The sequence below is a fragment of the Microcoleus sp. S28C3 genome (genome assembly GCF_036700785.1).
Lineage (GTDB): Bacteria > Cyanobacteriota > Cyanobacteriia > Cyanobacteriales > Microcoleaceae > Microcoleus > Microcoleus asticus.
Map to the genome: position 1 here is coordinate 1 of NZ_JAUBPO010000030.1, position 13490 is coordinate 13490.

The 13490-nt window shown below is 45.3% G+C and carries 13 protein-coding genes; 11 read left to right on the forward strand and 2 right to left on the reverse strand.

The genetic code is table 11. The annotated features are described in order from the left end of the window. The first annotated feature begins 931 nt into the window (after positions 1 to 931). The 7 genes from QUA13_RS11300 to QUA13_RS11330 all read left to right on the forward strand — a co-directional run bounded on the left by QUA13_RS11300 (position 932) and on the right by QUA13_RS11330 (position 7703). Positions 932 to 1630, forward strand: a complete 699-nt coding sequence (locus QUA13_RS11300; RefSeq protein ID WP_333198411.1) for a class I SAM-dependent methyltransferase — start codon at positions 932 to 934, stop codon at positions 1628 to 1630. A 185-nt stretch (positions 1631 to 1815) separates the two neighbouring features. Then, positions 1816 to 2448 carry a 7-carboxy-7-deazaguanine synthase QueE gene (locus QUA13_RS11305; protein ID WP_333198413.1) on the forward strand — a complete coding sequence of 211 codons (633 nt, stop codon included), beginning with the start codon at positions 1816 to 1818 and terminating at the stop codon, positions 2446 to 2448. A gap of 120 nt (positions 2449 to 2568) precedes the next feature. After that, positions 2569 to 3012, forward strand: coding sequence for a retroviral-like aspartic protease family protein (locus QUA13_RS11310; RefSeq protein ID WP_333198415.1), 444 nt, complete (start codon positions 2569 to 2571; stop codon positions 3010 to 3012). Positions 3013 to 3085: 73 nt separating this feature from the next. Further along, on the forward strand, positions 3086 to 6049 hold the full coding sequence (uvrA, locus tag QUA13_RS11315) for an excinuclease ABC subunit UvrA (RefSeq protein ID WP_333198417.1): 2964 nt from the start codon (positions 3086 to 3088) through the stop codon (positions 6047 to 6049). Between the two features lie 229 nt (positions 6050 to 6278). Next, entirely contained in the window at positions 6279 to 6821 is a 543-nt protein-coding gene (locus QUA13_RS11320; RefSeq protein WP_333198419.1) for a hypothetical protein, read from the forward strand. A gap of 196 nt (positions 6822 to 7017) precedes the next feature. Continuing rightward, entirely contained in the window at positions 7018 to 7311 is a 294-nt protein-coding gene (locus QUA13_RS11325) for a type II toxin-antitoxin system HigB family toxin (protein ID WP_333198421.1), read from the forward strand. Between the two features lie 14 nt (positions 7312 to 7325). After that, positions 7326 to 7703, forward strand: coding sequence for a transcriptional regulator (locus QUA13_RS11330; RefSeq protein WP_333198423.1), 378 nt, complete (start codon positions 7326 to 7328; stop codon positions 7701 to 7703). Positions 7704 to 7793: 90 nt separating this feature from the next. Here the strand turns inward: QUA13_RS11330 and QUA13_RS11335 are convergent, their stop codons facing one another. Beyond that, positions 7794 to 8288, reverse strand: a complete 495-nt coding sequence (locus QUA13_RS11335) for a GAF domain-containing protein (RefSeq protein WP_333198425.1) — start codon at positions 8286 to 8288, stop codon at positions 7794 to 7796. Between the two features lie 387 nt (positions 8289 to 8675). Here QUA13_RS11335 and QUA13_RS11340 point away from each other — a divergent pair, with 387 nt between their 5' ends. Then, positions 8676 to 9548 carry an alpha/beta hydrolase gene (locus QUA13_RS11340; protein ID WP_333198426.1) on the forward strand — a complete coding sequence of 291 codons (873 nt, stop codon included), beginning with the start codon at positions 8676 to 8678 and terminating at the stop codon, positions 9546 to 9548. Positions 9549 to 9988: 440 nt separating this feature from the next. Here QUA13_RS11340 and QUA13_RS11345 read toward each other — a convergent pair whose 3' ends face one another. Further along, a complete protein-coding gene (locus QUA13_RS11345; protein WP_333198428.1) occupies positions 9989 to 10204 on the reverse strand; it encodes an ATP-binding cassette domain-containing protein in 216 nt (71 codons plus the stop codon). A 131-nt stretch (positions 10205 to 10335) separates the two neighbouring features. Here QUA13_RS11345 and QUA13_RS11350 point away from each other — a divergent pair, with 131 nt between their 5' ends. Genes QUA13_RS11350 through pstC form a run of 3 tightly spaced genes read left to right on the forward strand, consistent with a single transcriptional unit; the run spans position 10336 to position 13490 of the window. Further along, on the forward strand, positions 10336 to 11487 hold the full coding sequence (locus QUA13_RS11350; protein WP_333198430.1) for a sulfate ABC transporter substrate-binding protein: 1152 nt from the start codon (positions 10336 to 10338) through the stop codon (positions 11485 to 11487). A 50-nt stretch (positions 11488 to 11537) separates the two neighbouring features. Then, positions 11538 to 12527, forward strand: coding sequence for a PstS family phosphate ABC transporter substrate-binding protein (locus QUA13_RS11355; RefSeq protein WP_333198432.1), 990 nt, complete (start codon positions 11538 to 11540; stop codon positions 12525 to 12527). 18 nt (positions 12528 to 12545) lie between these two features. Continuing rightward, on the forward strand, positions 12546 to 13490 hold the full coding sequence (gene pstC, locus QUA13_RS11360; RefSeq protein ID WP_333198434.1) for a phosphate ABC transporter permease subunit PstC: 945 nt from the start codon (positions 12546 to 12548) through the stop codon (positions 13488 to 13490).

The following is a 13490-nucleotide window of genomic DNA, read 5'->3' on the forward strand; positions in this document are numbered from 1 at the left end:
TTTATGTATGACTGTACTTTAAGCCTTGGATAGCTTTCCTCGCCACTCACCCCAAAAAACTGTCCGGACTGTTGATTAAACCCAGTTTATTCGTTATGAGTAATATTCCGGGACACCAGGGTTTCCAGGCCCCTGCTTTGTTCCAGGAAAATACACCTGCTTTAACCCATCAATAAGAGTTAAAAGAAACGGTTTGTTTATTGAGAGTGCGTAACTTCTCAATAATTAGTCATTGAGGATTAAGTAGAGCGACACGCAAAAACTTGACAATGTAACAAAATGTAAACTAATCACAACCTCTGCGATTGCTTCATTTCACTCGCTTTTGACTACTTATGCTTTTCGCAGTTCATCTACTTAGCGATCGGGATGAAGTCAATCGATTTTAGATTTTAGATTTTAGATTTTAGATTAAAGATTAAAGAATTGAAGCATTGACCCCACGAATAAATTCGGGGGCTCCTTTATCGGATACAGGTTTTTTATTTATTCACGGATGAATCCGGGGGCTTGTATCCTAGATGCTTTCGGTCACGTTCTACCCAACTCATAGCATTTGAGATTTGAGATTTGAGATGAGCAATGGCAGATTATGTATGGGTTTGCAGCTTGTCCACAGTTGCATTCATCTTTTAAACTGGTATCACTAACGGCGTTACGCGGTGCTAGTGCTAGGAACGCCGCCATCTCAAAACGCTCCCCTCTATCGATTTTTCTTTTCCAGAGCTGCTAAATCACCTGTGGCTGAGATAAACTGGTTTGGAACTAGATCGCGCGTTTTGCAAGTTGCCTCTCCATAACCGAGACACTGCTAGTGCAACCTGTCATCAGCCACAGCAAAATAGGTGCCAAATTTAACTCTACAGTCTCCGATTTCCATTAACTGCGCGTCTACAATCTCAAATAAAAAGTCAGCAGGAAGGACAAACCGATGGCGAACTCAACTCTTGGCCTAGAAAATCAACTTTACGATTATCTGTTATCTATTTCTCTGCGGGAACCCGATATTCTCGCTTCCCTACGGGAAGAAACTGCTAAGCATCCTATGGCCCAGATGCAGATTGCTCCCGAACAAGGTCAGTTTATGGAGATGCTGGTGCAGCTTATGGGAGCGACCAAAACCATAGAAATAGGGGTTTTTACTGGTTATAGCTCGCTGTGCGTGGCTTTGGCGCTGCCTTCAAACGGTCAGATTATTGCTTGCGATGTCAGCGAGGAATATACTGCGATCGCGCGACGCTATTGGGAAGCTGCGGGTGTCGCCAACAAGATTTCTTTGCACTTGGGCCCAGCAATAAATACTCTCGACAAGTTAATAGCTGAAGGACAAGCAGGAACCTTTGATTTTGCCTTCATCGACGCCGATAAAGAAAATTATGAGGCTTATTTTGAGCGATCGCTGCAACTTGTACGCAATGGCGGTTTAGTTGTAATTGACAATGTTCTGTGGTCAGGACGAGTTGCTGACCCTCAAGTACAAGACGAAAGTACCACCGCCATTCGTATTTTTAACGACAAATTGCGCAACGATCCCAGAGTTACTCTCAGTGTTGTCCCCATTGGTGACGGGCTGACTTTGGCATTGAAACGCCGCTGGGCTACTATGATGGAACCTGAACAGGATAATTAAAGAGTTGTTTGCGGTTTGCGGTTCATTTTAAATTGCCACAAACTGCTAATTATTCAAGAATATACAAGTCAGTTTTATATAGAGTAAGGTGCGCAATGCACACCCTAGAAACTCAAAAGTATAGAGTAAGGTGCGCAATGCGTACCCTAGAGAATGATTTATTTTTTAGTTAATCAGAGGCGCAAATGCTGGGTTCAAATTTGCAGGTAAAATTACCGATTCACGAAACTTTTCAGTGTACTGTTCAAGGCGAAGGTTACTGGACGGGGACTTTAGTTGATTTTATCAGATTGGCAGGTTGCCCTGTGCGGTGTCCTTGGTGCGACACCGGTTACGCAAATGGGGGCAAAGGTTTGCCGTCTGCGCCGCAGTCGATCGCACAATTGCTCGCTCAATTGCAGTCTCCGAGAGTTGTCATTACTGGCGGCGAACCTTTTATACACCAGAATTTGCCTGAGTTAGTTGAAGCTTTGTTAGAAGCTGACAAGCAGGTGAGTATTGAAACTTCTGGTGCTTGCTGGCAGGATGTTTCGCCGCAGGCTTGGATTACTCTTTCTCCTAAGGAACACATCAACCCTAAATATCCGGTGCAAAAGCTTTTTTGGACTAGAGCTAATGAAATTAAGTTGGTGGTTAGCACTGGCGAAGAAGTTGAATTTTATCACAAGAATTTGGCAAGTAATGTGAATATTCCGGTTTTCTTGCAACCAGAATGGAACTCGAAAGATTCAGGGATTCCCATAATCTTGGAATTGCTGAAACAAAATCCTAGCTACAAGTTATCTTTGCAAACTCACAAGTTTATTGGCGTGCAATAATGTGATGATTTAGACAGAGATATTCGTCAGGTTGGCGGTGCAAACTGGGAGTAGCTCTCCCTACAATATGTGGAAATATGTGCTAAAATTAAAGGAGCAATTTATGATAATTTGAACGTAATGGAAACAACTACGGAAACCCAAATGGGAAAAGTTATCGCAACTCTAGTAATTACGAATCGGCTGGACGAAGGGAAAGCCGAAGATGGTTTAATTCCCATTGAACAAGTCCGGTCTGTTACTCTAGAAAATGTTTTGGTGGATACGGGCGCGACAACTTTGTGTTTGCCTAAAGATGTCATTGCCCGACTGGGTTTGAAAATTCTCAAGCAAGTAGTTGTGGAAACAGCGACGGGCATTAGTGAAGCGAGGATTTTTCAAGATGCCAAGATTTCTCTGTGCGGCCGCGAAGGGACTTTTGAGTGTCTGGAATTGCCCGAGGGGAAAACGCCACTTTTAGGCGTGATCCCGATGGAAGCGTTGGGAATTGAAATTGATTTGAAAAATCAAAGATTGAAAGTTTTGCCCGACGGGCCGACGGAAACCTATTTGACAATTCTTTGATATTCTTGAGTTTGGATGCCAGCAATTCGATCTGCAGCGCTAAGATGGTTAAGCACTGTTTTGCACTACTCTCATGTCCCAACGCGCCGAAACCTCAAACAGCCAGCCAAGTGCATCCCGCAACGGGCATAATGTGACGAATTCTCACTCTAACAACCAAAATATGATTCGGGTTCGCGGTGCGAGACAGCACAACCTGAAAAATATCGATCTGGAACTGCCGCGCGATCGTCTGATAGTTTTTACGGGTGTCTCCGGTTCTGGTAAGTCTTCCCTCGCTTTCGATACAATTTTTGCCGAGGGACAGCGCCGCTACGTGGAGTCTCTCAGCGCCTACGCGCGCCAGTTTTTGGGACAGTTGGACAAACCGGATGTGGACGCGATCGAAGGCTTGAGTCCGGCTATTTCGATCGACCAAAAGTCAACTTCTCACAACCCGCGATCGACTGTTGGCACTGTTACAGAAATTTACGATTATCTCAGATTGCTCTACGGCAGAGCCGGTGAACCGCACTGTCCGATTTGCGATCGCAGCATTGCGCCGCAGACAATTGATGAAATGTGCGATCGAGTCATGGCACTTCCCGACGGCACTCGCTTTCACCTTCTGGCACCAGTTGTGCGCGGAAAAAAAGGCACTCACCGCAAATTATTGTCGAGTATAGCTGCGGAAGGATTTATCCGCGTCAAAGTTGACGGAGAAATTTTAGAACTTTCGGAAAATATCGAATTAGATAAAAATCATACGCACAATATTGAGATAGTTGTCGATCGGTTAATTAAAAAACCCGGTTTAGAAGAACGTTTAGTTGATTCTCTGGCAACTTGTTTGCGCCATTCTGAGGGAATTGCGATAATTGAAGAGCTACCGAGTGATGAAAATTCCGAACCACAGGGGCCGATCGTATTTTCCGAAAACTTTGCTTGTCCCGAACACGGCGCGGTAATGGAAGAACTTTCCCCCAGGCTATTTTCGTTTAATTCGCCTTACGGCGCGTGCCAAAACTGCCACGGTTTGGGGAGTTTGCGGACTTTTGCGCCGGAGTTGGTAGTTCCCGACGAGAAAGCACCTCTTTATTGTGCGATCGCGCCTTGGTCTGACAAAGACAATTCTTATTATCTTTCTTTGCTGTGCAGTATTGCTGATACTTGCGGGTTTGATATCGACACTCCTTGGCATCGATTAAAGCCCGAACACCAGCGCGTGATTTTGTACGGCAATGAGTCCAAGGGTACCTCAGAAAGTAAGAAGCGAGAGGGCAACACCACCGATTTGAAAAGAGATTTTAAGGGCGTAATTTCCATGTTGCAGCGCCAGTACGACGATACTGGTTCCGATCTGATCAAGCAGAAGTTGGAACAGTATCGGGTCGATCGCTCTTGCGAGGTTTGTCACGGCAAACGCTTGAAAACAGAGGCGCTTTCGGTGCGATTGGGACAGTACGGAATTGTGGATTTAACCAGTATTTCGATTCGCGAATGTCGCGAACGAGTAAATAATTTGGGATTGAGCGATCGGCAATTCCAAATATCCGATTTAGCCCTGAGAGAAATCAAAGCAAGGCTGCAATTTTTGCTCGATGTCGGGTTAGATTACCTGACTTTAGACCGCGCAGCAATGACGCTTTCTGGCGGAGAAGCCCAGCGAATTCGGCTGGCGACTCAAATCGGTTCTGGTTTGACTGGCGTGCTCTACGTTTTGGACGAACCGAGCATCGGTTTGCACCAAAGAGACAATTTTCGACTGCTGCAAACCTTAACAAAATTGCGCGATTTAGGCAATACTTTGATTGTCGTAGAACACGATGAAGAAACCATGCGAGCGGCAGACCACATTGTCGATATCGGGCCCGGTGCCGGCGTTCACGGTGGCAAAATTATATCGCAAGGAAGTTTAGAAAATTTGCTAACGGCTGAAGAATCTTTGACCGGGGCTTACTTGTCGGGAAAGCGAGTAATTGAAACCCCTAATGAAAGAAGAAAAGGCAACGGCAAAGCTCTTTCAATCACAAATGCGAGGCGCAACAATTTAAAAAATATTGATGTGGAAATTCCGCTGGGAAAACTCGTCTGCGTGACGGGGGTTTCCGGTTCGGGAAAATCTACTTTAATCAATGAATTGCTCTACCCGTCGCTGCAACACTATATCACCAAAAAAGTGCCTTTACCGCCCGATATGGACGCCCTCAAAACTAAAGGGGAACGCTCTCTAGAGGATGTGATTGATAAGGTAATTGTAATTGACCAATCTCCCATCGGCCGCACTCCGCGCTCTAATCCTGCTACTTACACGGGAGTCTTTGATGTGATTCGGGATTTGTTTGCCGAAAGCATTGAAGCCAAGGCAAGAGGTTACAAAGCGGGGCAGTTTTCTTTTAACGTGAAAGGGGGAAGGTGCGAAGCTTGCGGCGGCCAAGGCGTGAACGTGATTTCGATGAATTTTCTGCCGGATGTTTACGTGCAGTGCGAGGTTTGCAAGGGTGCGCGCTACAACCGCGAAACGCTGCAAGTGAAGTATAAAGGCAAGTCGATTTCTGATGTTTTGAACATGACCGTAGAGGAATCTTTGGAGATGTTTAAAAATATTCCCAGGGCGGGCGCCAGACTGCAAACTTTGGTAGATGTCGGTTTGGGTTACATTCAGTTGGGACAGCCGGCGCCGACGCTTTCTGGAGGCGAAGCGCAGCGGGTAAAATTGGCAACGGAACTGTCGCGCCGCGCTACTGGGAAGACGCTTTATTTGATCGATGAACCGACGACTGGTTTGTCGTTTTATGATGTTCACCATTTGCTAAATGTGCTGCAAAGATTGGTGGATAAGGGTAATTCTATTTTGGTAATCGAACACAATTTAGATGTGATTCGGTGCTGCGATTGGGCGATCGATTTAGGCCCGGAAGGGGGAGATAAGGGCGGCGAAATTATTGTGGCGGGGACGCCGGAGGATGTGGCGGCAAATCAGAGGTCTTATACTGGGAAGTATTTGCAAGCGGTTTTGCAGCAGCATCCTTTAGGGGAGGCTGTAGCTGTTAGTTAATTCTCACTACAGCACCTAACCTTCGAGGAAGGGAGATGCTGATGGGGAGTAAGAAAGATGTAGGCGATCGTTGAGCTGCGGTATTGTTTGATTATATCCCTTACTGTACCGCAACTGCGATACAATTAGAAGTTAGCTGTCAAGTCATCAAGCCAGTTGCAATGAAGAGGACAAGTTATAAAATAAGCTTGGTATTCTACTATGTTGGTTATACATTCAAGGTAAAAATATGAGCGATATGCTTTCGGTATTTGACCAACCCAATGATGGACTTTTTTTTGCACATTTGCGTGGTTCAGAAATGCACTGGTTTTTTGTGCAAGGGGCACAAGCGCTGCGGAAGGATCTATATATACCAGGAGTCTTATCGCTCATTAATGGTATAGAGGCAACCCTCCGAATAACCATTCATCAACTTGCAGGCAAGTCCTTTAACGAAGATCTGAGCGATTATAAGTTGCTGAGTAATACTCTGATAAATCAAGCAGGCGACAAGGGAATGCCAATTCTAGCCCTAGCATTTCCAGGTGAAAGTGACTTTATTGAAAATTTAGCAACAACTAAACCTAACCGTGTAGATGTCAAGATCGTTGCCCTAAGAAATGATCTTTGTCACGGAAACGTGACTCCTTTTCTCAATCGAGAACTTGGTGAGTATCTAATTTTTTTTACGCCTGAATGTCTTCGAGAGACATCACAAATATTATTATCAGTATCAAAGCAATGGGTAGAAGAATTGAGCCGATTTCGTCTAACCACTCTTGGCTACTAACAAGGGCTTCCAGCAGACGGTGCTCTGCGCCCACAAGATCGCGGTAATTTTGAAGGCTAGAAGCCACCCGACTGCCTTTCCGACTACAGGTTCGCCGCTGCTGAAGCCCAAGCCGTTAAGCTTAATTTGGAAAAAGATTTGGCATCTCTTCAAGCGCCTCTTGCTCCCGTTTTAAGATCGAGTTACTATAAGTTCTATGCGTATTTTGTCCCGCAGCACCTTGCGAAACTTCTGGGAAACTCATCCAGATGCCTCAGAAGCACTAAAAACTTGGTACTACGAAGCGTCTCACGCCGATTGGCAGAGTCCAGTCGATGTTAAGTCTGCTCATCGTAATGCCAGCATCATTGCCAACAATCGTGTTGTGTTCAACATCAAAGGCAATTCCTATCGGCTGATTGTTGCCATTCGTTATGACATCGGTATTATTTTTATCCGCTTTATAGGCACTCATGCCGAGTATGACAAGGTAGATGCAGAAACAATCTAAACACAAATTGATATATGGAAATACGTCCAATTAGAACCCAAACTGACTATCAGGATGCCCTTCGAGAGGTTGAGTTGCTGTTTAATGCACCTCCTAATACACCTGACTCCGATCGCCTAGATGTGCTCAGTACCCTAGTAGAAGCTTACGAGAAGGCACATTTTCCGATCGCAATACCCGATCCAATTGCAGCCATTCAATACTACATGGAGGCTCGCGGATGGTCTGGTAGCGATTTGGAACAATGTATTGGCAGTCGAGATAGAGTATCTGAGATATTATCTCGCAAACACTCCTTGACTTTGGAAATGATTCGGAAGCTGAATCAAGAGTTAGGAATTCCCGCTGAGATTCTCATCCAGCCCTATGAGTCGCTACAAACCTCCGCCTAACAATAGAACATCATATTTTGGTTGTTGGTAATTTTCTATCGCACAGATAATGCACCCGAACAGTCACAAAGCAGGATTTTGGATTCAAAATTAACTATCTTGAATTGTCGGAGACATTGCCATATTTTGTGCTTGTTGCTGCATGAATTCAATGTCCGATCGCAACCAAGTACGAGGCCCGCTGCACTGATGAGCAATTAACAGCCCCCACAGTCCTTTTTTTGTTAAAATTGGCACGGCTAAATTGGCGCGCACTTTCAGGCTACGCAGAAAATCTCGGTGGCATTGGTGAATTTGTTCTACTTCAATATCTGCAATTGCTCTAACTCTGCCGGCTTCGTACAAAGCAGCGTATTCGCCGTTAAAACACTCATCTGGCCCCGTTGAACCCAAGATGGAGAGGTCGATCGCACTCAACGTCTCGTAAGTCACTCGACCTTGCCACTGTTTGTAAAAATGATAAAGCACCGCGCGATCGCTCTGCAAAATTTCTCGAATGTCGTAGAGGGATGTTTCAATTAATACGTCACGCTTTAGACGATCTGTCAAGCGGTTAACAATGTTTTGCAGGCGATCGCCAGACATAGTATTAACTCCTTTAATTCTTAGTACACTCGCCAGATATTAATTATTGAAATTGCACAACTACCACACCTAAAATTGTTGCGATTCTGGATTTTCGCGCGCTCGAAAAAGAGTAATTTTTGGCTTAGCCGTTGTCTGGATGCCAGCAACATTATACTATTATTTTGACAGAGATAGCAATCTTTTTAGGAAATGGGCGATAGCGTCGGGTCCCGCAAGCTACGGCTTTTTTTGCGCGAAGAACCAGCGGCGGGACGCCTGTTCCACAAATGAAGAGAAAAGGAAGAGTTTACAAGTGCTGGGAGAATTGCTAGATATGCCTAAAGTTGGTTCCTCTCAAAGAGAGTAACTGCTAGGATATCTCGAAAGCTAGAGGAAGCATCAAATATGTCTGTGCTGGAAGCTGCTTGGAAACACGAATTTATCGCTACGAACGGCATCAAACTGCACTATGTCACTCAAGGTTCTGGGCCGCTGATGCTGATGCTGCACGGATTTCCTGAATTTTGGTATTCTTGGCGACATCAAATCCCGGAATTTGCATCAGATTATAAAGTTGTCGCTGTGGATCTCAGGGGTTACAACGACAGCGACAAACCTCAGGATAAATCTGCTTACGTGATGGCAGAGTTTGTGCAAGATGTCAAGGGAATTATTCAGGGTTTGGGATACGAAAGTTGCGTCTTAGTTGGTCACGACTGGGGAGGCGCGATCGCCTGGAATTTTGCTTATGCTTATCCCCAAATGCTGGATAAATTAATTGTGATGAATCTACCGCATCCGGCAAAGTTTGCTGAAGGGTTACGCACTCCCCAACAATTGCTGAAAAGTTGGTACATCTTTTTATTTCAGTTCCCCGTTTTGCCGGAGTTGTTAATTCAGTTGGGCGACTATCAGGCAATTTCTGCTGCTTTGGAAGGTATGGCAGTTGACAAAAACACTTTTACCCCCTCAGATATCGAAGCTTACAAAGATGCGGCTGCCAAACGGGGCGCTCTGACTGCTACTATCAATTATTACCGCAATATGGCTAGCGGATTTCTCGATCGCCAGAATTGGAGCGTGCTGCAAGTTCCGACGCTGATGATTTGGGGAGAAAATGATGCCGCCCTCGGTAAAGAGTTAACCTATGGAACCGCAGATTACGTGCGGGATTTTCAGATTCATTACATTCCTAATTGCAGCCACTGGGTGCAGCAGGAACAGCCGGAGTTGGTGAATAGGTACATGAGGGATTTTTTGGGAAGCAAAGCTGTTTGAATTGATACAGATAAGGTGCGTCAGTCGATGTTTTTGCATCAACTCGAAAGTTTTTGTTTCTGACGCACCCTACCGGAGAGGGTGCAAGGTGCGTCCGATCGAATATACTCTGATACGCCTTCACTCTTTCTCTCTCATCTAACCCAGAAGGACAGACCGAGGTAGGAATCACATAAATTCCATCTAAATGCGCTTCCATCTCAATCTTCTCGCTGTTTCATTCGTAGTAGAAGCTGTTGTCGGTAATCTTGAGATGAAAATGCTTTGCTACCTGATAGCGATTGATGACCTTTCCCACTCTCACCCCAATTTTTTCGGCTCCTCGAAGCGGACGATTCGAGCGGTTGTCAAGCGTGACAATTTTGTCTAACTCTTTTGGCGAACTTTTTCCAGCAGTGGACTTAAGGTTGAAGCATCATTGATATTGCCTTCAAACACTTCTACGGCGATGCGACATCCGGGTCGATAAACACTTCCCCCACCGTCGGATATTCCAAGCCAGCAATAATCCGCAACAGCGTACTTTTACCGCACCCACTTCCAGAGGCAATAATCACCGTTTTCTGGGCATCGCCAATGCGGGAGTCACTTAAGTTAGTCAGTTCTAACTGTTTAGCGGCCGCGGCGGGCGGGTGTGAGTTTGGACTCTTTGTCATGGTAGCGGTAGGTTAAGACCAATTATTAAGAAAATATTAAGAAAACTGAAGACTCTAATTTGATGACTCTATACTCCTCAAAGTAACTACGAAATCTCGATAAAAATACCGTAGTTAAAGAAAAAGTATCGGTGAATCAACAACAAGTTTGGCAAAATTCAGTGACTTCGATCGTTCAGTCTCTAAAATTTGCGATCGCAGCCAGTTCCCAATTGCTGCGATTTTCAGGGCAATTTCTTAAAAGAGCTCAGCATCTAGGACGCTCAGAAAAAGCGTACAGTGTCTTGTTTTTACTAAGTGTAATTCTAAGTATATCAATTGCTGCTTGCTCTGGAACGAGTAGGGCTAATCAAGGCGATATCAAGCTCAACCTAGTTTCCTTCTCAGTGACGAAAGCGGCCCACGACCAAATCGTCCCTAAATTTGTAGAAAAGTGGCAGAAAGAACACAACCAAAACGTCATTTTTGAACGCAGTTATGGCGGGTCTTTAGCGCAAACCGACGAGATCGTTGCCGGCAAACAAGAAGCCGATGTAGTGCATCTGGCCCTCCCATTGGATGTCGTTCGCATCGAAGAAGCGGGTTTAATTAATTCTGGCTGGCAGGACAGAGTTCCTAGAAGGGGAGTAGTTAGTCAATCGGTCGCGGCAATTGTCACCCGAGAAGGCAACCCCAAAGATATTCAAACTTGGGCAGATTTAGCCAAAGAAGATGTAAATGTCATTACAGCGAATCCTCAAACCTCTGGTATTGGTGTTTGGCAATTTTTAGGTCTGTGGGGGTCAGTCACCCAAGAAGGAGGAGATCCTGAACAAGCCCTTGATTTTGTGGGAAAAATCTATAAAAAAATTCCCACCCTAACGAAAGATGCGCGGGAAGCCAGCGACTTATTCTTCCAACAAGGGCAGGGAGATGCCTTAGTAACCTATGAAAATGAAGTGATTTTAGCTGGAACGAACCGACCCAAAACCAGTTATTTTGTTCCTTCCCTCAATATCTCTATCGATAATCCCGTGGCGATAGTTGATAAAAACGTGGATAAGCATGGAACGAGAGAAGTGGCAGCAGCCTTTGTCGATTTTCTCTATTCAGACGAAGCTCAGCAAGAATTCGCCAAATTAGGCTACCGTTCGGTCAATCCCTTTATCGCTCAAGGCACAGAGGTGCAATTTCCCCCAATTAAAACCTTGTTCAATGCTCAAGATTTAGGAGGGTGGCCTTCGATCAAAGAGAAGTTTTTTGCAAAGGATGGCATCTTTGACCAAATTAAGGGCAAGTCCTGAACCTAAACGCCTAATTCACTTTCATTTTTCCAAATTTACGCTCAAATCCTATGAAATTTTCTCGTTGGTTTTACCTAATCCCTCTCATCGTCACGGGCAACCTGATGACGAGTTGTGGCAATTCAGGAGATAAGGAACAGCAAATCAGTATTGATGGTGGTGCTGTGGGCTTTAGCGTTTCCCTCGCCGTCGCCGAAGAATACCAAAAACTTTATCCCAATGCCCAAGTCAGCGTGGCTGCCAGTGGCACAGGGGGAGGGTTTAGCAAGTTTTGTGCTGGAAACCTTGAGATTGCGGGGGCTTCTCGCACTATCAGAGACGAAGAAATCAAAAAATGTGAGGAAAAAGGAATCGAATTTATTGAACTGCCGATGGCTCTTGATGGTCTTGCGGTAGTGGTTAATAAGGAAAATAACTTTGCCAAATGTCTAACGATTAAAGAATTAGACACAATGTGGAATGCCAAATCCGAAGGCAAAATTACCAGTTGGAAGCAAATCAATCCCGACTTTCCAGACGAAAAACTGTTGCTGTTTGCCCCTCCTTCCGATACGGGAACCTTTGATTATTTCACCCAAGCCGTAACGAGTAAAAGGAAAAATAGTCGTACCGACTTTACCCCCAGTCGCAACCAAAATACCCTCGTTCAAGGGGTGATTGGCAATAAATCGGGACTGGCATATCTGGGAATTGCCTTCTTGCTCCAAAACCAAGACAAATTGAACGGGGTGGCGATTGAAAATGCGAATGGAGAATGTGTTAAACCAGTTCCCCTTGATAACGTTCTGAGAAATATCTATAGCCCCCTTTCTCGCCCCCTCTTTATCTACGTCAATAAAAACTCCCTGACAACCAATCCTTCCCTGGAAAGATTCGTGAAATTCTATTTAGAAAATTCTTGGAAATGGGTGGATGGTGTGGGCTATGTAGCGTTACCCGATGAAGCTTATGTGAAAACTAAGCAAAAATTTGAGCGGCGTGAAACCGGAACGAAGTTCAAAAAAGCCAAACCCGGCGAACCCATTACTAACTTTATTTAAGGAGGAAATCTCAAGCCAATGACCCTAACTCCTAGTTCCTTTGATGACTCCCTTTTCGCTGCGGATGACTTCTTGCTTAAGAAGGCTTCTGAAGATGTCCCAGAAAAGATTATTGGTGCAGTTTTATTTGCCTGTGCCTTCGTGTCCGTTGCCACCACCTTTGGTATTGTCTGGATCATTTTCCAAGAGACTTTGGGTTTTTTCCAAGAAGTGTCCTTAGCCCAGTTCTTTCTGGATACCCGATGGACTCCCCTGTTTGCCGAGGCCCATTTTGGCATCTGGCCGCTGCTGAACGGAACGTTTTTAACATCTGCGATCGCTATGACTGTGGCGGTTCCCTTGGGGTTGTCTTCAGCCATTTACCTGAGTGAATATGCCCAACCGAAAGTGGCAGCCGTGTTACGCCCTGCTGTGGAGTTATTGGGGGGAATTCCCACAGTAGTTTATGGTTACTTTGCTTTGCTCTTTGTCACTCCGGTTCTGCGGTATCTTTTCCCCTTAGAGATTTTTAATGCCCTCAGCGCTGGGTTAATGATGGGCATTATGATCACCCCCACCGTCGGTTCCATCAGCTTAGATGCCATTCAATCGGTTCCCCGTTCTCTGCGGGAAGGTTCCTATGCCTTGGGCATTACCAAACTAGAAACCATTTTTAAAGTGGTTCTTCCGGCTGCCTTGTCTGGGATTATGGCTTCGATTATTTTAGGCGTTTCCCGCGCAGTGGGAGAAACCATGACCGTTCTGATTGCGGCTGGATCGCAGCCCCGCCTCACCGTCAATTTCATGGAATCCGTCGCCACCTTGACCGCTTTTATGGCGGAGATTTCGGGGGGAGATAGTCCCAGGGGTAGCCTCAGTTTTAAGACTTTGTATGCGGTGGGAGCAGTTCTGTTCGTGATTACATTGTCTCTCAATATGGCCAGCTTTTGGATTTCTAGTCGCTTTAAGGAAAAATACGACTGA

What these genes read in the sequence shown, in the direction of transcription:
- QUA13_RS11305 (WP_333198413.1), top strand. Translation starts at nt 1,816, where the DNA reads ATGCTGGGTTCAAATTTGCAGGTAAAATTACCGATTCACGAAACTTTT.
- QUA13_RS11320 (WP_333198419.1), top strand. Translation starts at nt 6,279, where the DNA reads ATGAGCGATATGCTTTCGGTATTTGACCAACCCAATGATGGACTTTTT.
- uvrA (WP_333198417.1), top strand. Translation starts at nt 3,086, where the DNA reads ATGTCCCAACGCGCCGAAACCTCAAACAGCCAGCCAAGTGCATCCCGC.
- QUA13_RS11345 (WP_333198428.1), bottom strand. Translation starts at nt 10,204, where the DNA reads ATGACAAAGAGTCCAAACTCACACCCGCCCGCCGCGGCCGCTAAACAG.
- QUA13_RS11340 (WP_333198426.1), top strand. Translation starts at nt 8,676, where the DNA reads ATGTCTGTGCTGGAAGCTGCTTGGAAACACGAATTTATCGCTACGAAC.
- QUA13_RS11325 (WP_333198421.1), top strand. Translation starts at nt 7,018, where the DNA reads ATGCGTATTTTGTCCCGCAGCACCTTGCGAAACTTCTGGGAAACTCAT.
- QUA13_RS11335 (WP_333198425.1), bottom strand. Translation starts at nt 8,288, where the DNA reads ATGTCTGGCGATCGCCTGCAAAACATTGTTAACCGCTTGACAGATCGT.
- pstC (WP_333198434.1), top strand. Translation starts at nt 12,546, where the DNA reads ATGACCCTAACTCCTAGTTCCTTTGATGACTCCCTTTTCGCTGCGGAT.
- QUA13_RS11330 (WP_333198423.1), top strand. Translation starts at nt 7,326, where the DNA reads ATGGAAATACGTCCAATTAGAACCCAAACTGACTATCAGGATGCCCTT.
- QUA13_RS11310 (WP_333198415.1), top strand. Translation starts at nt 2,569, where the DNA reads ATGGAAACAACTACGGAAACCCAAATGGGAAAAGTTATCGCAACTCTA.
- QUA13_RS11300 (WP_333198411.1), top strand. Translation starts at nt 932, where the DNA reads ATGGCGAACTCAACTCTTGGCCTAGAAAATCAACTTTACGATTATCTG.
- QUA13_RS11355 (WP_333198432.1), top strand. Translation starts at nt 11,538, where the DNA reads ATGAAATTTTCTCGTTGGTTTTACCTAATCCCTCTCATCGTCACGGGC.